Source organism: Pantoea sp. UBA5923 (assembly GCF_002431095.1).
Lineage (GTDB): Bacteria > Pseudomonadota > Gammaproteobacteria > Enterobacterales > Enterobacteriaceae > Pantoea > Pantoea piersonii.
Window position 1 is genome coordinate 106,898 of sequence record NZ_DJDN01000033.1, and the last position, 23,070, is coordinate 129,967.

18 protein-coding genes, 1 pseudogene and 1 riboswitch are annotated in these 23,070 nt (G+C 57.7%); of the genes and pseudogenes, 9 read left to right on the plus strand and 10 right to left on the minus strand.

Going from position 1 to position 23,070, the window contains the following annotated elements; all coding sequences use genetic code 11:
• From B3797_RS08870 to argE, 7 genes and pseudogenes are all read right to left on the minus strand, one after another.
• A pseudogene (locus tag B3797_RS08870) lies at window positions 1-102 on the minus strand (hypothetical protein); the annotation flags it as partial.
• Window positions 103-189: 87 nt separating this feature from the next.
• Window positions 190-723 carry an MltR family transcriptional regulator gene (locus B3797_RS08875; RefSeq protein ID WP_311784372.1) on the minus strand — a complete coding sequence of 178 codons (534 nt, stop codon included), beginning with the start codon at window positions 721-723 and terminating at the stop codon, window positions 190-192.
• 82 nt (window positions 724-805) lie between these two features.
• Window positions 806-1,954 (minus strand): mannitol-1-phosphate 5-dehydrogenase, encoded by a 1,149-nt coding sequence (gene mtlD / locus B3797_RS08880; protein WP_311784373.1) that lies wholly within the window; start codon window positions 1,952-1,954, stop codon window positions 806-808.
• A 94-nt stretch (window positions 1,955-2,048) separates the two neighbouring features.
• Window positions 2,049-3,983: a PTS mannitol transporter subunit IICBA gene (locus B3797_RS08885; protein WP_311790903.1), complete on the minus strand. Its 1,935-nt coding sequence runs from the start codon at window positions 3,981-3,983 to the stop codon at window positions 2,049-2,051.
• A gap of 446 nt (window positions 3,984-4,429) precedes the next feature.
• A complete protein-coding gene (locus B3797_RS08890; RefSeq protein WP_120457820.1) occupies window positions 4,430-5,146 on the minus strand; it encodes a DUF3053 domain-containing protein in 717 nt (238 codons plus the stop codon).
• 153 nt (window positions 5,147-5,299) lie between these two features.
• Entirely contained in the window at window positions 5,300-7,951 is a 2,652-nt protein-coding gene (gene ppc / locus B3797_RS08895; protein ID WP_311784375.1) for a phosphoenolpyruvate carboxylase, read from the minus strand.
• A 285-nt stretch (window positions 7,952-8,236) separates the two neighbouring features.
• Complete coding sequence (gene argE, locus B3797_RS08900; protein ID WP_120457824.1) at window positions 8,237-9,385, minus strand: acetylornithine deacetylase; 1,149 nt, start codon at window positions 9,383-9,385, stop codon at window positions 8,237-8,239.
• A gap of 168 nt (window positions 9,386-9,553) precedes the next feature.
• Here argE and argC point away from each other — a divergent pair, with 168 nt between their 5' ends.
• From argC to argH, 4 genes are all read left to right on the plus strand, one after another.
• Window positions 9,554-10,558 carry an N-acetyl-gamma-glutamyl-phosphate reductase gene (gene argC / locus B3797_RS08905; RefSeq protein WP_311784376.1) on the plus strand — a complete coding sequence of 335 codons (1,005 nt, stop codon included), beginning with the start codon at window positions 9,554-9,556 and terminating at the stop codon, window positions 10,556-10,558.
• Between the two features lie 15 nt (window positions 10,559-10,573).
• A complete protein-coding gene (gene argB / locus B3797_RS08910; RefSeq protein WP_311790904.1) occupies window positions 10,574-11,350 on the plus strand; it encodes an acetylglutamate kinase in 777 nt (258 codons plus the stop codon).
• 23 nt (window positions 11,351-11,373) lie between these two features.
• Window positions 11,374-12,591, plus strand: coding sequence for an argininosuccinate synthase (locus tag B3797_RS08915; RefSeq protein WP_120457829.1), 1,218 nt, complete (start codon window positions 11,374-11,376; stop codon window positions 12,589-12,591).
• An 88-nt stretch (window positions 12,592-12,679) separates the two neighbouring features.
• Window positions 12,680-14,053 carry an argininosuccinate lyase gene (gene argH, locus B3797_RS08920; RefSeq protein WP_311790905.1) on the plus strand — a complete coding sequence of 458 codons (1,374 nt, stop codon included), beginning with the start codon at window positions 12,680-12,682 and terminating at the stop codon, window positions 14,051-14,053.
• A gap of 118 nt (window positions 14,054-14,171) precedes the next feature.
• Here the strand turns inward: argH and B3797_RS08925 are convergent, their stop codons facing one another.
• Window positions 14,172-14,906, minus strand: a complete 735-nt coding sequence (locus B3797_RS08925; RefSeq protein WP_311784377.1) for a glutathione peroxidase — start codon at window positions 14,904-14,906, stop codon at window positions 14,172-14,174.
• 126 nt (window positions 14,907-15,032) lie between these two features.
• On the opposite strand from B3797_RS08925, the gene oxyR reads away from it, so the two are divergent.
• A complete protein-coding gene (oxyR, locus tag B3797_RS08930; protein WP_311784378.1) occupies window positions 15,033-15,950 on the plus strand; it encodes a DNA-binding transcriptional regulator OxyR in 918 nt (305 codons plus the stop codon).
• Here oxyR and sthA read toward each other — a convergent pair.
• A complete protein-coding gene (sthA, locus tag B3797_RS08935) occupies window positions 15,933-17,333 on the minus strand; it encodes a Si-specific NAD(P)(+) transhydrogenase (RefSeq protein ID WP_120457837.1) in 1,401 nt (466 codons plus the stop codon). The genes oxyR and sthA overlap by 18 nt on opposite strands.
• A gap of 191 nt (window positions 17,334-17,524) precedes the next feature.
• Here sthA and fabR point away from each other — a divergent pair, with 191 nt between their 5' ends.
• Complete coding sequence (fabR, locus tag B3797_RS08940) at window positions 17,525-18,169, plus strand: HTH-type transcriptional repressor FabR (RefSeq protein WP_120457839.1); 645 nt, start codon at window positions 17,525-17,527, stop codon at window positions 18,167-18,169.
• Between the two features lie 16 nt (window positions 18,170-18,185).
• The gene (locus B3797_RS08945; RefSeq protein WP_081140612.1) at window positions 18,186-18,542 is read left to right on the plus strand and encodes a YijD family membrane protein; all 357 of its coding nucleotides are present in this window, start codon (window positions 18,186-18,188) and stop codon (window positions 18,540-18,542) included.
• A gap of 127 nt (window positions 18,543-18,669) precedes the next feature.
• Here B3797_RS08945 and trmA read toward each other — a convergent pair whose 3' ends face one another.
• Window positions 18,670-19,779 (minus strand): tRNA (uridine(54)-C5)-methyltransferase TrmA, encoded by a 1,110-nt coding sequence (gene trmA / locus B3797_RS08950; RefSeq protein ID WP_311790906.1) that lies wholly within the window; start codon window positions 19,777-19,779, stop codon window positions 18,670-18,672.
• A 111-nt stretch (window positions 19,780-19,890) separates the two neighbouring features.
• Window positions 19,891-20,070: riboswitch (cobalamin riboswitch) on the plus strand.
• 70 nt (window positions 20,071-20,140) lie between these two features.
• Between trmA and btuB the strand changes: the two genes are divergently transcribed.
• Both btuB and murI read left to right on the plus strand, forming a co-directional pair.
• On the plus strand, window positions 20,141-22,021 hold the full coding sequence (gene btuB / locus B3797_RS08955) for a TonB-dependent vitamin B12 receptor BtuB (RefSeq protein ID WP_311790907.1): 1,881 nt from the start codon (window positions 20,141-20,143) through the stop codon (window positions 22,019-22,021).
• On the plus strand, window positions 21,966-22,817 hold the full coding sequence (gene murI, locus B3797_RS08960; RefSeq protein ID WP_120457845.1) for a glutamate racemase: 852 nt from the start codon (window positions 21,966-21,968) through the stop codon (window positions 22,815-22,817). The genes btuB and murI overlap by 56 nt, the downstream gene beginning before the upstream one ends.
• Window positions 22,818-23,070 lie beyond the last annotated feature (253 nt).

The following is a 23,070-nucleotide window of genomic DNA, read 5'->3' on the forward strand; positions in this document are numbered from 1 at the left end:
CTTCTCGGCGTCGCCTGACTCCAGCAGCTGCGGCTCTTTGCGGTTCAGGGCGTCCAGCTGATCGCTCAGACGTTTAATCTCGGCTTTTTCTTGCTCTTTCATGGCGAAAACTCGTTGTGGAAAACAGGCAAAGGATACACGAAAAGCGGCGCAGATTCGCGCGCGTCGATGGAGCGGGGCGCCTGAATCTCAGGCGCCGGGACGTTTGAACGCCTGTTTCAGGCTGATGCGCGAGATAAGTTCAGTCAGAGAGAGCACCATGGTCGAGCGCACCATCTGCAGATAGCGCTGCTGCTGCATGGCGCGCAGCTCGGCGTCGTCGGGATGAAAGTCCGGTTTCGGCGGCCACGCCGCCACACAGTGCAGCTCGCCGAACGGGCCGAGTATCTCATCGTCGGTAAAGCGATAGTCGCCCTGATCGTGATTCAGCTCTTCGCGCAGCGCCAGCAGCAGCTCGCAATCTTCATACTCATGGCGGTTGATAACGCCCAGACCGTAGATAAGCTTGAGGCGCACCGGCAGCTCGCCGAGCGGGCCATCGCCCAGCAGCAGCGGCTCAACCGCATATTTCACCGCGTAGTCGTCCTTGCGAAACACCTGCAGCACCAGCAGATTAACTGCTTCGGCCAACAGTTCGACGGCAGCGATCAGGAAGCTTCTCACCGAACGTCCGGCGTTCAGGCGCTCAAGCACCCGGTTTTCAAAAGCTTGCTTCTCTTCCATTGTCGCCTGCAGAATTCTGATACCCTCAACGGGCGCAGCGTCGCTGCGCCCGTACCGCTTGTGCGTGACCAACACGCGACTGTTATGCCATCGCGTTGTACGCGCTGACCGCCGCCGCCACCACGTCGCTGTCGGCGTCCAGACCGGATACCTGCGCCAGCGTCGCCTGCGGGCCTTTCTCGTTAATCAGCGCCTCCAGCTCCTGAGCCTGGGGATCCTGCGCGCTGCGGTAGTGCATTGCGGCGGCGATGCCCTGCACTAGATGCGCGTTCGGCAGCTGATACTCCAGCGTGCCCAGCGTAGGTTTAATCAGACGATCGCCCGCGCTCAGCTTACGCAGCGGCTGACGGCCTACACGCTCTACGTCGTCCTTCAGGTAAGGATTTTCGAAGCGCCCCAGGATTTTCTCGATATAGGCGGCGTGCTTGTCGGCGTCGAATCCATAGCGCTTGATCAATACTGCGCCGCTCTCTTCCATCGCGCCTTTGACTACCGCGCGGATTTTCTCATCCAGGATAGCGTCGCGAATAGTCTGATGACCGGCGAGCTGGCCAAGATAGGCGGTGATCGCGTGGCCGGTGTTCAGGGTAAAGAGTTTGCGCTCGACGAAAGCCATCAGGTTATCGGTAAGCTCCATACCTGCGATAGTGGGCAGCTCGCCTTTGAACTGGGTTTTATCAACAATCCACTCGCTGAAGGTTTCAACAGTTACTTCCAGCGGATCGTTGCTGCCCGCTTCGGACGGCGGCACGATACGGTCTACGGCGGAGTCAACGAAGCCGACATGCTGTTCAACCCAGGCGTGGTGCTGCTCCGGCAACGCTTTCAGCACATGCTGTTTTAGCTGGCTGGTGCCGCGCACCATGTTTTCACAGGCGATAATATTGAGCGGTCGATCGTTGCCTGCTTCCTGACGTTTCGCCAGGCCTTTTGCCACGCTGCCCGCGATGCGCTCAAGGATTTGCGGGCCGACTGCGGTAGTGACCAGATCAACGTCCGCCACCAGCGCAATAATATCATCGCTGGTGCTGTTAACGGCGCTGACGCCCTTCACGATTTCCACTTTTGCCTGCTCGCCAACCACATGTACTGGATATTCATGACGCGCGTTCAGTGCATCCAGCACCACCTGGTTGACATCGGCAAACACCAGCTCAATGCCTGCATCCGCCAGCAGTTTGCCGATGAAACCACGACCGATATTACCTGCTCCAAAATGTAACGCTTTCATAATATTGACCCATATCAAATGACGATGGGGCGGGCATGTCCGCCCCGGAAATCGGGACGGGCATACCCGCCCCAGGGAAAATCACGCAGGACGTTTAGGCGGTCGCCGGGCTGCCCGACAGCAGATCCAGCACTTCCTGTACGCTGTTGGTGTGCGCCAGCTTCTCGATGACGCTTTCGTCGTCCAGCGCATTCGTCAGGCTGGTGATGACCTGGATGTGCTCATTGTTACGCGCCGCGATGCCAATGACCAGACGCGCCACGTCATCCGCATCCTCGCCGAACAGCACGCCCTGCGGATACTGACAGAACACTACGCCCGTTTTCAATACGCGATCTTTCGCTTCCACTGTGCCATGCGGCACCGCAATTGACTCGCCCAGATAGGTTGGGGTGAGCTGTTCACGCGCCAGCATCGCTTCCACATATTCCGGCTGAACGTAGCCGCCTTTCACCAGCTGCTCGCCGGCGAAGCGGATCGCCTGCTCTTTATTGCTGGCGCTCAGGCCGAGGAAGACGTTGTCCGCGCCCAGTTTAAACAGATGGGCGTTGCTGGAGTCGTAGCTGTCCGCCAGCGCGGTCTGTACGGTTTCGCGATGTGTTTCGCTACGGTTCGCCGCAATCAGGCGATCGGTCAGGTTGGTGTAGAGCGCACTGTCGAGGAAGTTATTCAACGAAATATGCTGCGCCTGCGGTGCCTGACGCATCGCGCGTTCGGTGAGGTCGCGGTGGGTAATCACCAGATCGACGTCGCCCGGCAGCGAGTTAATCGCGCTGTTGGTAACAGAGACATTCGTCAGTCCCGCATCCTGCACTTTCTTACGCAGCACGCCGGCGCCCATCGCGCTGGAACCCATGCCGGCGTCGCAGGCGACGATGATTTTACGCACATGGCGAACATCAACGCTGTTGGCGTCAGCTACCACCGGCGCGCCCGCAACAGCCTGACCTTTAGACTGCGCTTTCATCTCATGCATGCGTTTAGTCGCCGCTTCGATATCGTCTTCTTCTTTAACTTTGCTGGTTTTCAGCAGAATAGAGGAGACGACGAAGGAGACGGCAAAGGCCGCGATAATCGCCGCGATGTTGGCGAAGTAGGCACCTTTCGGCGTCATCGCCAGCACTGCCAGGATTGAGCCTGGAGAAGCCGGAGAGACCAGACCGCCATTAAGCAGCGTCAGGGTGAAGACGCCGGTCATGCCGCCCAGGATTACCGCCAGCAGCAGACGTGGTGCCATCAGCACGTACGGGAAGTAGATTTCGTGAATACCGCCGAGGAAGTGGATGATCGCCGCGCCGCCCGCAGACTGTTTAGCGCTGCCGCGGCCAAAGAGCATATAAGCGACCAGCACGCCCATACCCGGGCCTGGGTTTGCTTCAATCAGGAAGAAGATTGATTTGCCCGCTTCACTTGCCTGCTGGATGCCCAGCGGCGAGAAGATGCCGTGGTTAATGGCGTTATTGAGGAACAGGATTTTCGCCGGCTCAACAAAAATCGAGGTCAGCGGCAGCAGGTTGTGCTGCACCATCAGGTTGACGCCTGCGGCGAGAATATGCGACAGACCTTCTACCAGCGGCCCGATAGCCAGAAACGCCAGCAGCGCCAGCAACATGCCGATAATGCCGGCAGAGAAGTTGTTGACCAGCATTTCGAAACCGCTTTTGATTTTACCGTCAACGGCGCGATCGAAAGATTTGATCGCCCAGCCACCCAGCGGACCGGCAATCATTGAGCCAAGGAACATCGGCATATCGGCACCGACGATTACGCCCATCGTCGTGATCGCGCCGACCACGCCGCCGCGATCGCCGCCAACCAGACGACCACCGGTGAAACCGATCAGCAGCGGCAGCAGATAGGTGATCATCGGGCCGACCAGCTTCGCCAGCGTCGCGTTAGGAATCCATCCGGTTGGGATGAACAGCGCAGTGATGATACCCCATGCGATAAACGCACCGATGTTAGGCATCACCATATTACTCAGAAAGCGACCAAAGCTCTGAACCTTGACCTTGACTGATGAGGACATAAAGCCACCCCTTATCGAGACGCGCTGCAATAAGAGAGCGCGTTTGTTTTTGTTAAGCCAGCACGGCGGAAAGCCGTCGCTATTACTGTATGCACGCGGACTCTATCACGCGAATATGAAGCTGCGTAGCGGTCGGTCTAAGTGTGATGCAGATCACCTAATTCGGGTGGGGGCAGGGGGCATTTTAGTGAGGAAGATCACATAATAAACGTGTAAAAAAACCACAATGGCTATTTTTTCGCCGGAAAACTGACCTAAATGTGAAGAACATCACGTTTAAGGGTGTTTGGTTTGTTTCATATATGTGACTACGATCACAAACTATTTTTGGTCGAAAATGCGCCAGATCACACTCCTGACGAGGCGCTTATCGGGCTGGCGAAAATCTGAAAGGAAGCGACGCTGTAGAAGCCGGGGCAAGCCTGAGGCTCGCCCCGGAGAAGGTGTTACTGCAAACCGCTCTGAACGGCAGTCTGCGCCTGCGTTAACGCCTGCGCATTGGCGGAGATGGTGCTCATCAGGGCGTTATATTGCGTTACCTGATCCGGCGTCGGGAACTGAACGGCATTGTTGTTGAAGCTCACGCGCGGTCCCTGCTGCTGCAGGAAGTCGCCCGCCTGCGCCGCGCCCTGGCTCAGCGCCTGCAGCTTCGGCAGCAGCGGCACCAGCTGGCTGGCTGGCTGCGTCACGACTTTATCGTAAACGGTGTCGTAAACCTTTTTCAGATCCTCTTCCTGCTTAAGCGCGGCTTTGCTGCTGTCCGCCTGCATTTTGGCGCTCTCCAGCTGCTGCGTCACAATGACCAACGCGCCGTTCGCCTGGCGGAGCGCGTCGCGGCGCGTCAGGTAATCCTGCGGAACGTGGATCGCCGACAGCTCATCGACGACCGGGCGCATGCCCTGATCTATCGCTTTATTCACCTGCTGAGAAAACCCGTAAAGAATGGCGTAGTCGCCTGCATATTTACCAAAATTCTGCTTCTGACTTTCGCTCAGGCTTGGCAGGTGTTCGCCGCTGCGCATGACGGTATTTTGCAGGAAGTCGATAAAGGCTTTGCGCTGATCGCCCTCTTTGTCACCGCACGCGGTGAGGTTAAGCACCAGCAACGCGGCGCCGAGCAACATGCCGGTACGCATCCAGATGCGAGAAATTCCTGATGCCATAAGGCAACTCCTGTAAATGAGAATGTGGATAACTGAGGAATGGTCCTAAAGAATAGAGCAAAGTAGCGCCCAGGCACAACGCTCGCAAGCGCGAAACAGGCAGCAGAACAGAGGTTTCCGGGCAGGTGGCCTGCCCGGGAGTGGTCAGGAAGATTAACCGGTGTTGCGCATGCCCGCCGCTACGCCCGCGATGGTCACCATCAGCGCCTGCTCGACGCGCGGATCGACCTCTTCGCCGCGCGCTTCCTGGGCGCGTGAACGCTGCAGCAGCTCCGCCTGCAACACGTTGAGCGGATCGGTGTAGACGTTGCGCAGCGCGATCGACTCGGCTATCCACGGCTGATCCGCCATCAGATGCGCGTCGTTGGCGATGGTCAGCACTGCTTTAATGTCGGCGTCAAGCTGGTCGCGTAGCTGTTTGCCCAGCGGCCACAATGTTTTGTCCACCAGACGCTGATCGTAATATTCCGCCAGCCACAGGTCAGCTTTGGCGAACACCATTTCCAGCATCCCCAGACGCGTAGAGAAAAATGGCCAGTCGCGGCACATCGCTTCCAGCTGATCCTGATGACCCTCCTCCATCGCTTTTTGCAACGCCGCGCCCGCGCCGAGCCAGGCGGGCAGCATCAGACGGTTCTGTGTCCAGGCGAAGATCCAGGGAATGGCGCGCAGCGACTCGACGCCGCCGGTCGGGCGACGCTTGGCCGGACGTGAACCGAGCGGCAGTTTGCCCAGCTCCTGCTCCGGCGTGGCGGAGCGGAAGTAGGGCACGAAGTCTGGATTTTCGCGTACGTAGCCGCGATACATAGCGCAGGAGTGCGCCGAAAGCTGGTCCATAATGCTGTGCCACTCTTTCTTCGGCTCCGGCGGCGGCAGCAGGTTAGCTTCCAGAATCGCGGCGGTATAGAGCGACAAGCTGGCGATCGTGACTTCCGGCAGGCCATATTTAAAGCGGATCATTTCGCCCTGTTCGGTCACGCGCAGGCCGCCTTTCAGGCTCCCTGGCGGCTGCGACAGCAGCGCCGCATGGGCAGGTGCGCCGCCGCGGCCGATACTGCCGCCGCGTCCGTGGAACAGCGTCAGCGCGATACCGGCTTTCTCGCAGGTTTTGATAAGTGCATCCTGCGCCTGATACTGCGCCCAGCTGGCGGCCATTACGCCGGCGTCTTTCGCCGAGTCGGAATAGCCAATCATCACCATCTGTTTGCCCTGGATAAAACCGCGATACCAGTCGATGCTCAGCAGCTGGCTCATCACGTCGTTGGCGTTGTTGAGGTCGTCGAGGGTTTCAAACAGCGGCGCGACCGGCATGGCGAAGTTAATACCTGCTTCTTTCAGCAGCAGATGTACAGCCAGCACGTCGGACGGGGTTTTCGCCATAGAGATCACGTAGGCTGCGATAGAGCCTTGCGGCGCCTCGGCGGCGACGCGGCAGGTTTCCAGCACTTCGCGCGTTTCGTCGCTCGGCTCCCAGTGACGCGGCAGCAGCGGACGCTTGGAGTTCAGCTCGCGCACCAGGAAAGCCTGTTTATCTGCTTCCGACCAGCTTTCATAGTCGCCGAGGCCGAGATAGCGGGTCACTTCAGCAATCGCTTCGGTATGGCGCGTGCTCTCCTGACGCAGATCGATGCGCACCAGCGGCACGCCGAAGCACTTCACGCGGCGCAGCGTATCCAGCAGCTGACCGTTGGCGATAATGCCCATGTCGCACTGCTGCAGCGACTGGTAAATGGCATAAAGCGGCTCCCACAGCTGATCGTTGGAAACCAGCAGATCGGCCGGGCGCGGCAGACGCTCGCCTTTCAGGCGGCGTTCAAGCCAGGATTGCGTCGTAAGCAGCTGGCTGCGCATACGCTTCAGGATGACGCGGTAAGGCTCAATCGCCTCTGGATCGCCGCACAGTTCGCGCACCTCTTCGCTGCATTCAGACATTGAAAGCTCAGAGATCAGCACGCCGATATCGCGTAAAAAGAGATCGGCGGCTTTCCAGCGGCTGAGCTGCATGGCGTGACGCGTCACCGTGGCGGTAACGTTCGGGTTGCCGTCGCGGTCGCCGCCCATCCAGGAGGTGAATTTTACCGGTACGAAATCTACCGGCAGTTTGACGCCGAACGCCTCTTCAACCTGCTCGTTCAGCTCGCGCAGAAAAGCAGGCACGCCTTCCCACAGGCTGTTCTCCACCACGGCGAAGCCCCATTTAGCTTCGTCGATCGGCGTTGGGCGATATTTACGGATCTCATCGGTGTGCCACGCCTGCGCCACCAGTTGACGCAGGCGGCGCATAATCTGGTTGCGTTCATAGTCTGAGATATCGCTGTGATCGAGCTGCTTCAGGCAGCTGTTTACCTCGACCAGCTTATGGATCAGCGTGCGGCGGGTGATCTCTGTCGGGTGCGCAGTCAGCACCAGCTCCAGCGACAGCGACTCGATCGCTGCGCGAATATCGCTTTCGCTGACGTCAGGCTGCTGCTTAAGGCGATCGAAGGTGGTTTTCAGCAGTTCGGGATGGTTCGCGCCATCGCCGCTGCGTGAAATGGTCTGATACTGTTCGGCGACGTTGGTCAGGTTAAGAAACTGGCTAAAAGCGCGCGCCACAGGCAGCAGTTCGTCATTCGACAGATTTTGCAGCGTGTTAAGCAGTTCCTTGCGATGAGTGTCATTTCCCGCACGGGATGACTTTGAGAGTTTGCGGATAGTCTCCACCCGGTCGAGGATGTTCTCTCCTAGTGCATCCTTGATCGTATCCCCGAGCAGTTTGCCGAGCATACTGACATTACTTCGCATTGCGGAATATTGTTCGTTCATGTGACCCTGACACCCTTATCGTCTTTTTAAACTTCTACACCCACAGCGCGCGGCAAAGCCGGAACTGTATGAGTAATCACCCACCGGGCATAACATCGGCTTTTATCTAGCCACGTAAACCCGGCGCCGTCAATGCGCTTGAGCGCCCGGTAACATTCATCTAACTAGCGGAAATTCAAAGATTTTAATTTGACGGGAGCGGGATAAGTTATTCTTATCAACAAATCCCGCGTTTAGATCAGGAAATTTGCTTTCTTAACAGTCAATTGCCCTGTTTATTGCGAATCAGTGGCAAAAATGCTGTACAACCTGCGCGATCAGCGACCGAGTTGGCTTAATAAATGCGGTATCGATAAATTCATCAGGCTGGTGCGCCTGGTTAATCGATCCCGGCCCCAGAACCAGCGTCGGACACAGCTCCTGGATAAAGGGCGCTTCGGTGCAGTAGTTGACGACTTCGGTCGGCGTGCCGAGCAGTTTTTCCACCACGGCGACCAGTTCGTGATTCGCCGGACATTCGTAGCCCGGAATCGGCGGATGCAGCTCGCCGACGGTGAGGCGCCCTGGCCAGCGTGCACTGACCGGTGCCAGCGACTCGTTCAGCAGCCCTTCCAGATCGCTTAGCGTCAGGCCCGGCAGCGGGCGAATATCCATGTGCAGCTCGCAGCATGCGCAGATGCGGTTCGCCGCGTCGCCGCCGTGAATATGGCCAAAGTTCATGGTGGGATAAGGGATTGCGAAACCGTCGTGGTGATAGCGCTCTTTCAGGGTATTGCGCAGCTGCATCAGATGACCGATGGCATCGTGCATCAGTTCGATGGCGTTAACGCCGCGCGCCGGATCGCTGGAGTGGCCCGACTGGCCCTGTACGCGGATAACGTGTGACAGATGGCCTTTGTGCGCACGCACCGGCTTCAGCGAGGTCGGCTCGCCGATAATGGCGCAGTCGGGACGAATGTTCGCCGTTTCAGAAAAATATTTCGCGCCCGCCATAGTGGTCTCTTCATCAGCAGTGGCAAGAATATAGAGCGGCTTGCTGAGTTTGCTGACGTCTACGTCGCGCAGCGTGTCGAGAATAAAGGCGAAGAAGCCTTTCATGTCGGCGGTGCCCAGCCCGTAGAGCTTGTTGTCGTGCTCCGTCAGGGTAAAGGGATCGCGCGTCCAGCGCCCGTCGTCGAAAGGCACCGTGTCGGTATGTCCCGCCAGCAGCAGGCCGCCCGCGCCGCTGCCGGTGCGCGCCAGCATATTGAATTTATGGCGCGTGCCCGGTACGGGCTGCACTTCAACGCTGAAGCCCAGGTCGCGAAACCAGCCTGCCAGTAAATTGATTAAAGTTTCATTGCTCTGATCCAGTGCCGCATCGGTCGCGCTGATGGTCGGAGTGGCGATCAGCTGGCGGTAGAGTTCGATAAAAGGCGGTAATTTTGTCTTCACTGTTGACGGTCCTTGAGTTAGGATGTATCAATATTCATGCATTAATAGTGAATAAAAATACATTAACGCCGGTTGGCTGGGAAGCAGAAATCCTCCGCAAACGGCATCGTGGGCAACGGGGCAAGGCCGCGACCCGGAACGTGTGACTGTAAAAAGGTATACAGCCTGATGTTGAATACGCTGATCGTTGGCGCCAGTGGTTACGCTGGCGTAGAGCTCGCCACCTTCCTCAATCGTCATCCACATATGAACATAACCGCTTTGGCGGTTTCAGCGCAAAGCCCGGATGCCGGAAAGCGTCTGTCGGATCTGCATCCGCAGCTGAAAGGCGTGGTGGATCTGCCGCTGCAGCCGTTGAGCAGCGCGGCTGAGTGGGCGGACAAGGTTGATGTGGTGTTTCTGGCGACCGCGCATGAAGTCAGCCACGATCTGGCGCCAGCCTTCCTCGAAGCGGGTTGCGTCGTGTTTGATCTCTCCGGCGCGTTCCGCGTTAACGACAGCGAATTTTATCAGCGCTATTACGGCTTCACTCATCAGCACAGCGACTGGCTTGATAAAGCGGTTTACGGCCTGGCGGAGTGGAACCATGACAAAGTCAAAGAGGCGCAGCTGGTGGCGGTGCCGGGTTGCTATCCCACCGCGGCGCAGCTGGCGCTTAAACCGCTGGTTGACGGCGAGCTGCTTAACGCCGATCAGTGGCCGGTGATTAACGCCACCAGCGGCGTAAGCGGCGCAGGACGCAAGGCGAGCGTTACCACCAGCTTTTGCGAAGTGAGCCTGCAGCCATACGGTCTGTTTAACCATCGCCACCACCCGGAAATCGTCGCGCATCTCGGCGCGCCGGTAATTTTTACGCCGCATCTCGGCAACTTCCCGCGCGGCATTCTGGCGACCATCACCTGTCGCCTGAAGCCGGGCGTCAGCCATGACGACGTCGCGGCGGCGTTCCACCGCGCCTATCACGACAAGCCGCTGGTGCGCGTCTATGAGCAGGGCGTGCCGGCGCTGAAAGCGGTTATCGGCCAGCCGTTCTGCGATATCGGCTTCGCGGTGCAGGGCGAGCATCTGATCGTCGTCGCGGCGGAAGATAATCTGCTGAAAGGTGCTGCCTCGCAGGCGGTGCAGTGTATGAATATTCGCTTCGGCTTCCCTGAAACGCAGTCACTGATTTAACGGACAAGGATGCATATGACAACTCCATTAATTATCAAACTGGGCGGCGTGCTGCTCGACAGCGAAGAAGCGCTGGCGCGGCTGTTCGACGCACTGCTGGCCTGGCGCAGAGCGCATCAGCGCCCGCTGATGATCGTTCACGGCGGCGGCTGCGTGGTTGACGAGCTGATGAAAAAGCTTTCGCTGCCGGTGAAAAAGAAGAACGGCCTGCGCGTGACGCCTGCCGACCAGATCGACATTATTACCGGTGCGCTGGCGGGTACGGCCAATAAAACCCTGCTCGCCTGGGCGAAAAAATATGGCATTAAAGCGGTCGGCCTGAGTCTGGGCGACGCCGATCTGGTCAGCGTGGCGCAGCTTGATGAAGAACTGGGGCACGTCGGCCACGCCGAACCGGGCGATCCGGCGCTGATCAACACGCTGCTGGCTGCAGGCTATATGCCGATCGTTAGCTCTATCGGCATTACCGACGGCGGCGAGCTGATGAACGTCAATGCCGACCAGGCGGCGACCGCGCTGGCGGCCACGCTGGGGGCCGATCTGGTGCTGCTCTCTGACGTGAGCGGCATCCTCGACGGCAAAGGCCAGCGCATCGAAGAGATGACGGCCGCAAAAGCGGAGCAGCTGATCGCGCAAGGCATCATTACTGATGGCATGATTGTAAAAGTAAACGCGGCGCTCGACGCGGCGCGTACGCTGGGCCGCCCGGTGGATATCGCCAGCTGGCGCCACGCGGAGCAGTTGCCTGACCTGTTTAACGGCGTGTCGATCGGCACCCGGATCCTCGCTTAACGACTTAGATTTAGGATGACGACATGAGCACGCAAAATATCAAAAAAATCGTACTGGCATATTCCGGCGGCCTGGATACTTCCGCCATTATTCCCTGGCTGAAAGAGAACTACGGCGGCTGTGAAGTGGTGGCGTTCGTGGCGGATATCGGCCAGGAGCGTAGCGATCTGGAAGGCGTGGAGAAGAAAGCGCTGCAGTCTGGCGCGTCTGAGTGCCACGTTGTCGATTTGCGTGAAGAGTTTATCAGCGACTACGTTTATCCGGTGCTGCAGACCGGCGCACTCTATGAAGGCACCTATCTGCTGGGTACCTCAATGGCGCGTCCGATTATCGCCAAAGCCCAGGTCGAACTGGCGCTGAAAGTGGGCGCAGACGCGCTGTGCCACGGCGCGACCGGCAAAGGTAACGACCAGGTGCGTTTCGAGACCACTTACACCGCGCTGGCGCCGCAGCTGAAAGTGGTCGCGCCGTGGCGTGAATGGAACCTGCGCTCGCGTGAAGCGCTGCTGGACTATCTGAAAGAACGCAACATTCCGACCACCGCGTCACTGGAAAAAATTTACAGCCGCGACGAGAACGCCTGGCATATCTCTACCGAAGGCGGCGTGCTGGAGAGTCCGTCTAACGCGCCGAACAAAGATTGCTGGGTATGGACCGTCGATCCGCTGGAGGCGCCGGATCAGCCGGAAAACGTCACCGTTACCGTGGAAAAAGGACGCGTTGTGGCGGTGAACGGCGAAAGGCTGAGTCCGTTCCAGTGTCTGGAAGCGCTCAACGCTATTGGCGCGAAACACGGCGTGGGCCGTATCGACATCGTGGAAAACCGTCTGGTGGGCATCAAGTCGCGCGGCTGCTACGAAACTCCTGGCGGCACCATTATGGTGAACGCGCTGCGCGCGGTTGAGCAGCTGGTACTGGATCGCGACAGCTTCAAATGGCGCGAGCAGCTGGGCCATGAGATGTCTTACGTTGTCTACGACGGCCGCTGGTTCGCGCCGCTGCGTAAGTCAATCCAGGCCGCTGCCGAGTCGCTGGCTGAAGAGGTAAACGGCGAAGTGGTGCTGCAGCTTTATAAAGGTCAGGCGACGGCGATTCAGAAGCGCTCCTCTAACAGCCTCTACTCAGAAGAGTTCGCCACCTTCGGCGAAGACGAGGTTTACGATCACCGTCACGCAGGCGGCTTTATTCGTCTGTTCTCGCTCTCTTCGCGCATTCGCGCCCTGAACGAGCAGAAGAAGTAATAGCTGGCGAGGCGTACGCCTCGCCCAACCAGATTTCGCAGGGGCGGCTTCGAGCCGCCTCTTGTTTAAGGATTGAAAGGAGTTTCACATGGCACTTTGGGGCGGACGTTTTACCCAGGCAGCAGACCAACGTTTCAAACAGTTCAACGATTCGCTGCGCTTCGACTATCGTCTGGCGGAGCAGGATATTGTCGGCTCCATCGCCTGGTCCAAAGCGCTGGTGACGGTCAACGTGCTGAGCGGCGACGAGCAGCAGCAGCTGGAGCAGGCGCTGAATGCGCTGCTGACCGAGGTGCAGGCGAATCCAGAGCAGATTCTGCAAAGCGACGCCGAAGATATTCACAGTTGGGTTGAAGGCCAGCTGATCGAAAAAGTCGGCGCGCTGGGCAAAAAGCTCCATACCGGCCGCAGCCGTAACGATCAGGTCGCGACCGATCTGAAACTCTGGTGCAAAGCGCAGGTTGAGGTGCTGCTGAGCGCCACGCGCGAACTGCAGCAGGCGCTGGTGGCAACCGCCGACGCGAATCAGGATGCGGTAATGCCAGGCTACACGCACCTGCAGCGCGCGCAGCCGGTTACCTTCGCGCACTGGTGTCTGGCCTATGTTGAGATGCTGGCGCGTGACGAAAGCCGTCTGCAGGATACCCTGAAGCGCCTCGACGTCAGCCCGCTCGGCTGCGGCGCGCTGGCGGGCACCGCCTACGAAATCGATCGCGAGCAGCTGGCTGGCTGGCTGGGCTTCGCCTCCGCGACGCGCAACAGTCTGGATACCGTTTCCGATCGCGACCATGTGCTGGAGCTGCTGTCTGACGCCTCTATCGGCATGGTGCATCTGTCGCGCTTCGCAGAAGATTTAATTTTCTTCAATACCGGCGAGGCAGGCTTCGTGGAGCTGTCTGACAAAGTAACATCCGGCTCGTCGCTGATGCCGCAGAAGAAAAACCCGGACGCCCTGGAGCTGATCCGCGGCAAATGCGGCCGCGTGCAGGGCGCGCTGACCGGCATGATGATGACGCTGAAAGGACTGCCGCTCGCCTACAATAAAGATATGCAGGAAGACAAAGAGGGGCTGTTCGACGCGCTCGATACCTGGCTGGACTGCCTGCATATGTCGGCGCTGGTGCTGGACGGCATTCAGGTGAAACGCCCTCGCTGCCAGGAAGCGGCAGAGCAGGGCTACGCCAACTCAACCGAGCTGGCCGACTATCTGGTGGCGAAGGGCGTGCCCTTCCGTGAAGCGCACCATATCGTGGGCGAAGCGGTAGTCGAAGCGATCAAACAGGGCGTGGCGCTGGAAGCGCTGTCGCTGGCGCAGCTAAAGCAGTTTAGCGCGACCATTGAAGAGGACGTTTACGCCGTTCTGGCGCTGCGCTCTTGCCTGGAAAAAAGGAATGCGAAAGGAGGCGTCGCGCCGCAGCAGGTCGCGTCTGCTATCGCCGAGGCGAAACAGCGTCTCGCCTGATCGACAGGCAAAAAAAAGGCGGGCAACAATTGCCCGCTAACCTCTAGCTTCGGAATTTCATTTTTTATTTTAGGCACATCATCAGAGGGCCAGCGCTCCGGCTGACACTGTGATTCTTTTACGCTGACAGCAGGTACTGCTCCAGATCGTCGCTGCCGCCGATATGGCGACCGCCGATAAAGACCTGCGGCACTGTGGCGCGGCCTGAAACGGCGCGCAGGCTGACGGTGGTAGCATCCTGACCCAGCACAATCTCTTCGAACGGCATGTTGTTATCGATCAGCATCTGTTTCGCTTTGGTGCAGAACGGACAGCCTGGTTTGGTAAAGAGCGAGACGGACTCCTGCACCTTGAATTCTGGCGCCAGATAGCGCAGCAGGGTGTCGGCGTCAGAGACCTCAAAGGGATCGCCCGGCTTGTTCGGCTCAACGAACATCTTCTCAATTACGCCGTTACGCACCAGCATCGAATAACGCCATGAGCGCGCGCCAAAACCAACGTCCGATTTCTCGACCAGCATCTCCATCCCGCGCGTAAACTCGCCGTTGCCGTCCGGAATAAAGGTAATATTTTCCGCGCGCTGCTCTGCTTTCCACGCGTTCATCACAAAGGTGTCGTTAACCGACACGCACAGGATGCTGTCAACGCCATGCTGCGCAAATACGCTGTAGAGCTCGTTATAGCGCGGCAAATGACTTGAAGAACAGGTGGGCGTAAAGGCGCCCGGCAGTGAAAAAACGATAACCGTCTTGTCTCTGAACAGCTCATCTGTAGTAACGTCTACCCAGCGATCGCCCTGGCGGGTGTGAAATACGACCTGCGGAACGGCTTTACCTTCCTGAGTTGCAAACATATTTTCTCCTTAAGAGCGAATCGCCTGAATTTGCTGCGTGCATTATTCTCATCATTGCTTGATAGGGCTAATCGTTCATTGCTATCCTATCTATCGCCACGGGCTATCGTGGTCTGGAGGATAACAATGAACATTCGCGATCTTGAATATCTGGTTTCGCTTGCTGAGCATCGCCATTTCCGCCGCGCGGCGGACGCATGCCACGTCAGCCAGCCGACGCTAAGCGGACAGATCCGCAAGCTGGAAGATGAGCTGGGCGTTATGCTGCTGGAGCGAACCAGCCGTAAAGTGTTGTTCACCCAGGCGGGCATGCTGCTGGTCGATCAGGCGCGCACCGTGCTGCGGGAAGTTAAAGTATTAAAAGAGATGGCGAGCCAGCAGGGCGAAGCCATGTCCGGCCCACTGCATATCGGGCTGATCCCTACCACGGGGCCCTATCTGCTACCGCAAATTATTCCTATGCTGCACCAGACTTTCCCCAAGCTTGAGATGTATCTGCACGAGGCCCAGACGCAGCAGCTGCTGGCGCAGCTCGACAGCGGCAAGCTCGACTGCGCAATTCTGGCGCTGGTCAAAGAGAGCGAGGCCTTTATTGAGGTGCCGCTGTTCGACGAGCCGATGAGGCTGGCGGTCTATCAGGATCACCCGTGGCACGATCGCGATCGCGTCCCGATGTCCGATCTGGCGGGCGAAAAGCTGCTTATGCTGGAAGATGGCCACTGCCTGCGCGATCAGGCGATGGGATTCTGCTTTGAAGCAGGCGCTGACGAGGATACGCATTTCCGCGCCACCAGCCTGGAGACGCTGCGCAATATGGTCGCGGCCGGAAGTGGCATCACGCTGCTGCCCGCGCTGGCGGTGCCGCAGGAGCGCGTGCGCGACGGCGTATGCTATCTGCCCTGTTATAAGCCTGTGCCGCAGCGCACTATCGCGCTGGTCTATCGTCCCGGTTCGCCTCTGCGCAGCCGCTATGAGCAGCTGGCAGAAGCGATTCGCACGCACATGCAAGGCTATCTCAACAGCACGTTAAAACAGGCGGTTTAAGCCGTTCAACGCGGCCACGCGATAGGCTTCGGCCATGGTGGGGTAGTTAAAGGTGGTATTTACGAAGTACTCAATCGTATTGCCGCCGTTTTTCTGCTCCATAATCGCCTGTCCGATGTGAATGATTTCGGCCGCGCGCTCGCCAAAGCAGTGAATGCCCAGGATCTCTTTGGTTTCGCGGTGGAACAGAATTTTCAGGCTGCCCACGTTCATGCCGACAATCTGCGCGCGCGCCAGATGCTTAAACTGCGCGCGTCCCACTTCATAAGGCACTTTCATCGCCGTCAGCTGCTGCTCGGTTTTGCCCACGGAGCTGATTTCCGGAATGGTATAGATACCGGTCGGGATATCTTCCACCAGGTGCGCGCTGGCTTCGCCTTTGATAATCGCCTGCGCGGCGATGCGGCCCTGATCGTAGGCGGCTGACGCCAGGCTCGGGTAGCCGATCACGTCGCCCACCGCATAGATATGCGGCTGTGCAGTCTGATACATGCTGTTTACCTTCAGCAGGCCGCGTCCGTCCGCCTCCAGCCCGACATTCTCCAGCGCCAGCGAATCGGTGTTGCCGGTACGGCCGTTAGCGTAGAGCAGGCAGTCGGCTTTCACTTTTTTGCCTGACTTCAGGTGCATAATAACGCCGTCGTCAACGCCTTCGATTTTCTCAAACTCTTCGTTATGGCGGATCACGACGCCGCTGTTCCAGAAGTGGTAAGAGAGCGAATCTGACATCTCCTGATCGAGAAACGCCAGCAAACGGTCGCGGGTGTTGATGAGATCGACCTTGACGTTCAGCCCGCGGAAAATCGATGCATATTCACAGCCGATCACGCCCGCGCCGTAGATAATGACGTGGCCCGGTTCGTGGTGCAGATTGAGGATAGAGTCGGAGTCGTAAATGCGCGGGTGGGTAAAATCAACATCCGCCGGATGATAAGGACGGGAGCCGCAGGCGATAACGAATTTCTCCGCCGTCAGGCGCTCGCGCGTGCCGTCATAGTGCTCGACTTCAATCGTATTGGCATCAATAAAGTGGGCGTTGCCCTGAAAGAGTTCGCAGCGATTGCGCTCGTAAAAGCCCTGGCGCATCGCGGTCTGCTGGCTGATGACGTTTTCCGTATGGTTAAGGATATCAGCGAACGAGGAGCGCAGCAGTCGGGTGTGATCGCTGTAGAGCGGATTTTGGTTGAATTCGATAATGCGACTGACTGCATGGCGAAGCGCTTTGGAGGGAATGGTGCCCCAGTGGGTACAACCGCCGCCGATGTTATGGTAGCGTTCGATCACTGCAATGCGCGCTCCCTGCTTCACCAGGCCCATGGCTGCACCTTCACCTCCAGGACCGGAGCCAATCACGATGGCATCGTAATCGTAAGACTTTTGCATACCAGTACGTCCTATTTTCTATACATTTTTACAACGAGATTCTAACATCTCGCCGCGCACTTCTGAATTCTAACAGTGAAATTCCCCTCCGTTTGACAAAGAGTGAGGTTAACAGGCGGTCACAAACTTTGCCCTTATGTACGCTGAAATTTTGTTATAGTGCCTCTTCAACTCGTCACAAGGCAGAGAGAATGGGCGTCAGAGCGCAACAAAAAGAACGTACAAGACGTACGCTGATCGAAGCGGCATTTAGCCAGCTTAGCGCCGAACGCAGTTTTGCCAGTTTAAGTTTGCGTGAGGTTGCCAGGGAGGCCGGTATCGCGCCCACCTCTTTTTATCGTCATTTTAAGGATGTCGATGAGCTTGGTTTGACGATGGTCGATGAGAGCGGTTTGATGCTGCGCCAGCTGATGCGTCAGGCGCGTCAGCGTATTGCTAAAGGCGGCAGCATAATTAAAACCTCGGTCTCCACCTTTATGGAGTTCATCGGCAACAATCCCAACGCGTTTCGGCTGCTGCTGCGCGAGCGTTCTGGCACTTCTGCCGCGTTTCGTGCCGCCGTCGCGCGTGAAATTCAGCATTTTATCGCCGAACTGGCGGACTACCTTGAGGTGGAAAACCGTATGCCGCGCAGCTTTACCGAGGCGCAGGCGGAAGCGATGGTGACTATTGTCTTTAGCGCAGGCGCGGAAGCGCTGGATGTCGATATCGAACAGCGACGCAAGCTGGAGGATCGCCTGGTGCTGCAGCTGCGCATGATCGCTAAAGGCGCTTATTACTGGTATCGCCGTGAGCAGGAGCGGCTGGCGGTTACCCTGGAAAAAACCGAAGAGTAAACGATAAGGATAAGCCATGACACAACCGACCTCCCGCGATAAAGGCACTCTGCTGCTGGCTTTTATTACCGGCTTAGCGATTAACGGCTCATTTTCTGTGCTGTTTAGCGCCTTTGTTCCTTTTTCTATCTTTCCGATTATCGCGTTAGGCCTTGCGGTCTGGAGCCTGCACCAGCGTTATCTGAACCGCAATATGCCGGACGGCATGCCGGGTCTGGCAGCGGCGTTTTTCCTGCTGGGCATTCTGGTGTATAGCGCGCTGGTGCGCGCCGAGTATCCGGATATCGGCTCTAACTTTATTCCGACGCTGCTGATGGTGGCGCTGGTGTTCTGGATCGGCGTTAAGATGAAGCGTCGTAAGAACAACGACTGACAGATAAACGGGAACCTGAGGTTCCCGTTTTATTTGGTGGCCGATCGCGCCAGCGCTTTTGTCGCTGGCGCGGGACGCTTTGCTTTTCTGCCCGCACTACCTGCGTTTGCGTGAGTCTGCGCTTGCTCTATTTATCGCTTCTACGCGTCAGCCACACGCCGCACTCCATATGGTGCGTATAGGGGAACTGATCGAACAGCGCCAGACGGGAAACCTCATGCGTCTGCGCCAGCGTTTGCAGGTTGTCGCACAGCGTCTCAGGATTGCAGGAGATATAAAGGATACGCGGATAGGCCTGCACCATCTTCACCGTCTCCTCATCCAGGCCGCTGCGCGGCGGATCGACAAAGATGGTTTCGCATTCATAGCTTTTCAGGTCGATGCCCTGTAAGCGATTAAAGCTGCGTACACCGTTCATCGCCTGGGTAAACTCTTCCGCCGCCATGCGGATAATCTGCACGTTATCGATCTGGTTGGCTTCGATATTGAACTGCGCCGCTGCGACCGAAGGCTTGGCGATCTCCGTCGCCAGCACGCGGCGGAAATTGCGCGCCAGCGCCAGCGAAAAGTTGCCGTTGCCGCAGTAAAGCTCCAGCAAATCGCCGCGCGATCCCTGGGTCACGTCCAGCGCCCATTCCAGCATCTGAATATTCATCGCCGCATTGGGCTGCGTGAAGCTGTTCTCTACCTGTCGGTAGATCATTTCGCGGCCCGCCACCGGCAATCGCTCGTCGATAAAATCGCGGTCGAGACAAATTTTGGTTTTCGTGGCGCGGCCGATCAGCTGCACCGCATAGCCCTGCGCGCGCAGCGCGTCGCGCAGGGCGCTCGCCGCCTCAATCCAGTCCGCTTCCAGCTTACGGTGGTAAAGCAGCGAGATAACAATCTCATTGCTCATCGTCGAGAGATAGTCGATCTGAAACAGCTTGTGGCGCAATACGCGGTTATCGCGGATCGCCGCGATCATTTCCGGCATCAGCGCGTTAATCAGTTCGCTGGCGGCGGGAAAACGATCGACGCGAATACGCTGCCGCGTCGCCTGATCGAAGATGATGTGATAAATATCGTCGCCATCGTGCCAGAGGCGAAACTCCGCGCGCATCCGGTAGTGGCTGACCGGCGAGCGAAACACCTCCACTTCAGGCGCGGCGAACGGCGTCATCATCGTCTGTAAACGGCTGACTTTCTCGGCCAGTTGCGCGTCGTACTGTTCGGTTGGGAGATGTTCGGGTGTCATGAGCGATCCTGGTTAATAGCAAACTTGCCGGGCGATTGTAGGCATTCACCTGGCGTTGTCCAGTCCTGCGCGCACCAGGAGGATGGAAGTCTGGATTTCCATTAAGACTCATGTAGACTGCGTGCGCCGGCCTCAGCCTGAGTTAATAGGGAATCCAGTGTGAATCTGGAGCTGACGCGCAGCGGTAAGGAATGTCGTGGCGATCGCCTTGCAGACACTGTCCAGCTGGATGGGAAGTCTTCGCCATTTATGGTTCCCAGCCCGAAGACCTGCCGGTGTGACGTCGCAACTCGTACGGTCATCGCGTGCTATCGATCGTATGCCTGCGGCATCCTGCTTCGTCTTTTGGATGCTCATAAAAATGAAAAAACATTCCGCTTCGCTGTTCGCGTTTAGCGCAACGGCGCTTGCTCTCTGGGCGCAACCTGGTTTCGCTCAGAATGATGATGATACGCAAGTTGTCACCGCTAACCGTTTCGCCCAGCCGGTATCCTCGGTGCTGGCGCCTGCGACGGTCGTTACGCGCGCTGAGATTGACCGCTGGCAGGCGAAAAGCCTGACCGATGTGATGCGTCGTTTGCCTGGCGTCGATGTCGCGCAGAACGGCGGTATCGGGCAGAGCAGCTCGCTGTTTATTCGCGGCACCAATTCCAGCCATGTCCTGATCCTGATTGACGGCATTCGCCTCAACCAGGCGGGTATCTCCGGCTCTTCCGATCTCAGTCAGATTCCGCTTTCGCTGGTGCAGCGTATCGAATATATCCGCGGGGCGCGCTCGGCGGTCTATGGTTCGGACGCTATCGGCGGCGTGGTGAATATTATCACCGGCCGCGCACAGCCTGGCACCACGCTGACCGCAGGCGTCGGCTCAAAAGGGTATCAGTCTTATGACGGCTCGACGCAGCAGATGCTGGGCGACGCCACAAAGCTGACGCTGGCTGGCAACTACACCTATACCCGCGGCTTTGACGTCGGCGCGGGCTACCCTAACGACTATGGCCCCGCGCAGGGCGACAGAGATGGTTTTATGAGTAAGACCCTCTATGGCAACCTTGAGCATCAGTTCAGCGATGAGCTGAGCGGCTTTGTGCGCGGCTATGGTTTCGACAATCGCACCGCCTATGATGGCTCCTACAGCTACGACAGCAGCTCTACCCATATCGTCGGCCTTGCAGACACGCGCCAGCTTTATAGCCAGACCTGGGATACCGGCCTGCGTTTCAATCGGGATATCTATTCGACGCAGCTGATCGCCAGCTACAGCCGCACCAAAGATATCAATTACGATCCGCGTAATGGCCGCTATGGCGACGCCTCTACCTTTGACGACGTTACGCAATACAACCTGCAGTGGGGCAATACCGTACAGGTTGGGCAGGGCGCGATTAGCGGCGGCGTCGACTGGCAAAAAGAGACCACCGAGCCGGGCACCAACTATCTGGCGGATGGATATGAGCAGCGCAACACCGGTGTCTATCTGACCGGGCAGCAGCAGTTCGGCAGCGTTACCCTCGAAGGAGCGGTGCGCGGCGACAATAATAACCAGTTCGGCTGGCACAATACCTGGCAAACCGCCGCCTCCTGGGAATTTATTTCAGGCTACCGCGCCTTCGCCTCTTACGGCACCGCCTTTAAAGCGCCCAACCTGTCCCAGGTGTATAGCACGAGCTATGGTAATCCCGATCTCGATCCGGAAAAGAGCAAGCAATGGGAAGGGGGCTTCGAAGGGCTGACCGGAGCGGTTAACTGGCGGGTATCGGGTTATCGCAACGACATTGATAACCTTATCGACAGCGATCCGACCACCTATCGCTACTACAACATCAATAAAGCGCGTATTAAAGGCGTTGAGGCGACCGCTTCGTTCGATACCGGCCCGCTAGGCCATCAGATCTCCTACGACTACGTTGACGCGCGCGACGGCGAGACCAATGAACAGCTGGTGCGCCGCGCAAAACAACAGGTTAAGTATCAGCTCGACTGGACTGTTTATGACTTTGACTGGTCGGTGACCTACCACTATCTGGGCGACCGCTTTGATAATGACTTCAACAGCTATCCTACCCGTCGCGTAAAACTGGGCGGCGTGAGCCTGTGGGATCTCGCGGTGTCGTATCCGGTCACATCTCAGCTGACGGTTCGTGGTAGAATTGCCAACCTGTTTGATAAAGATTACGAGACAGTGTATGGCTATCAAACTCCAGGAACGGAGTATTACCTCAGCGCCAGCTACAGCTTCTGATTTGCGTCCCACCGTACTGGTGTTTGACTCCGGCGTGGGCGGGCTCTCTGTCTATGATGAGGTCCGGCAGCTGCTGCCGGACCTGCACTATCTCTACGCTTTCGATAACGCTGGCTTTCCTTATGGAGAGAAGAGCGAAGAGTATATTGTTGAGCGCGTCGTCGATATCGTCGGCGCGATTGCCAGTCGTCATCCGCTTTCCCTTTGCATTATCGCCTGCAATACCGCCAGTACGGTCTCCTTGCCGGCGCTGCGCGCGCGCTTCGATTTTCCCGTCGTCGGCGTCGTGCCAGCGATTAAGCCAGCGGCGCGTCTGACGCGTAACGGCGTGGTGGGTCTGCTGGCGACGCGTGCGACGGTGCGTCGTCCTTATACGCACGATCTCGTGGCGCAGTTTGCCACCTCTTGCCGAATTGCCATGCTGGGTTCGGCGGAGCTGGTGGAGCTGGCAGAACAGAAGCTTCATGGGCAGGCTATTGCTTTGCAGGATGTACGGCAGGTTGTTCAACCCTGGCTGCGGATGGCGGAGCCGCCGGATACGGTCGTATTGGGATGCACGCATTTTCCTTTACTGCGTGAAGAACTACAGCAGGTATTGCCTGAAGGCACGCGTCTGATCGATTCGGGCGCGGCGATAGCCCGTCGAACGGCCTGGCTGCTGGAACATGAGGCGCCAGGCGTGCGCTCTTCGCAGGCTAACTGCGCGTTTTGTACCGAGCTTGACAGCGAAGCGCTGCAATTATCGCCGGTTCTACAGCGTTATGGCTTCCCTTCGCTGGAAAAAGTGGCGGTTTAAGGCTGTTTTGCTGAAAAAAACGACACTCAGAAATTAATTTGAAATTAGCACTTGTCAGCCGGAAAGAACTCCCTATAATGCGCCTCCACTGACACGGCACAACGGCTTACGGAATGCGGTGTTAAGTAAGATTCGGCAAGGTACGAATCGTCAGGAAAGCAAAAATAAATGCTTGACTGATAAAGCGGAAAGCGTAATATACGCAGCCCGCGCCGCTGAATAATCGCGGCATGCTCTTTAACAATTTATCAGA

Bases quoted from the DNA above. Each gene is read 5' to 3' on its own strand.
- argC (WP_311784376.1), top strand. From the start codon at position 9,554: ATGTTGAATACGCTGATCGTTGGCGCCAGTGGTTACGCTGGCGTAGAG.
- B3797_RS08885 (WP_311790903.1), bottom strand. From the start codon at position 3,983: ATGTCCTCATCAGTCAAGGTCAAGGTTCAGAGCTTTGGTCGCTTTCTG.
- btuB (WP_311790907.1), top strand. From the start codon at position 20,141: ATGAAAAAACATTCCGCTTCGCTGTTCGCGTTTAGCGCAACGGCGCTT.
- B3797_RS08945 (WP_081140612.1), top strand. From the start codon at position 18,186: ATGACACAACCGACCTCCCGCGATAAAGGCACTCTGCTGCTGGCTTTT.
- B3797_RS08890 (WP_120457820.1), bottom strand. From the start codon at position 5,146: ATGGCATCAGGAATTTCTCGCATCTGGATGCGTACCGGCATGTTGCTC.
- ppc (WP_311784375.1), bottom strand. From the start codon at position 7,951: ATGAACGAACAATATTCCGCAATGCGAAGTAATGTCAGTATGCTCGGC.
- oxyR (WP_311784378.1), top strand. From the start codon at position 15,033: ATGAACATTCGCGATCTTGAATATCTGGTTTCGCTTGCTGAGCATCGC.
- murI (WP_120457845.1), top strand. From the start codon at position 21,966: ATGGCTATCAAACTCCAGGAACGGAGTATTACCTCAGCGCCAGCTACA.
- argH (WP_311790905.1), top strand. From the start codon at position 12,680: ATGGCACTTTGGGGCGGACGTTTTACCCAGGCAGCAGACCAACGTTTC.
- B3797_RS08875 (WP_311784372.1), bottom strand. From the start codon at position 723: ATGGAAGAGAAGCAAGCTTTTGAAAACCGGGTGCTTGAGCGCCTGAAC.
- sthA (WP_120457837.1), bottom strand. From the start codon at position 17,333: ATGCAAAAGTCTTACGATTACGATGCCATCGTGATTGGCTCCGGTCCT.
- B3797_RS08915 (WP_120457829.1), top strand. From the start codon at position 11,374: ATGAGCACGCAAAATATCAAAAAAATCGTACTGGCATATTCCGGCGGC.
- fabR (WP_120457839.1), top strand. From the start codon at position 17,525: ATGGGCGTCAGAGCGCAACAAAAAGAACGTACAAGACGTACGCTGATC.
- mtlD (WP_311784373.1), bottom strand. From the start codon at position 1,954: ATGAAAGCGTTACATTTTGGAGCAGGTAATATCGGTCGTGGTTTCATC.
- trmA (WP_311790906.1), bottom strand. From the start codon at position 19,779: ATGACACCCGAACATCTCCCAACCGAACAGTACGACGCGCAACTGGCC.
- B3797_RS08925 (WP_311784377.1), bottom strand. From the start codon at position 14,906: ATGTTTGCAACTCAGGAAGGTAAAGCCGTTCCGCAGGTCGTATTTCAC.
- argB (WP_311790904.1), top strand. From the start codon at position 10,574: ATGACAACTCCATTAATTATCAAACTGGGCGGCGTGCTGCTCGACAGC.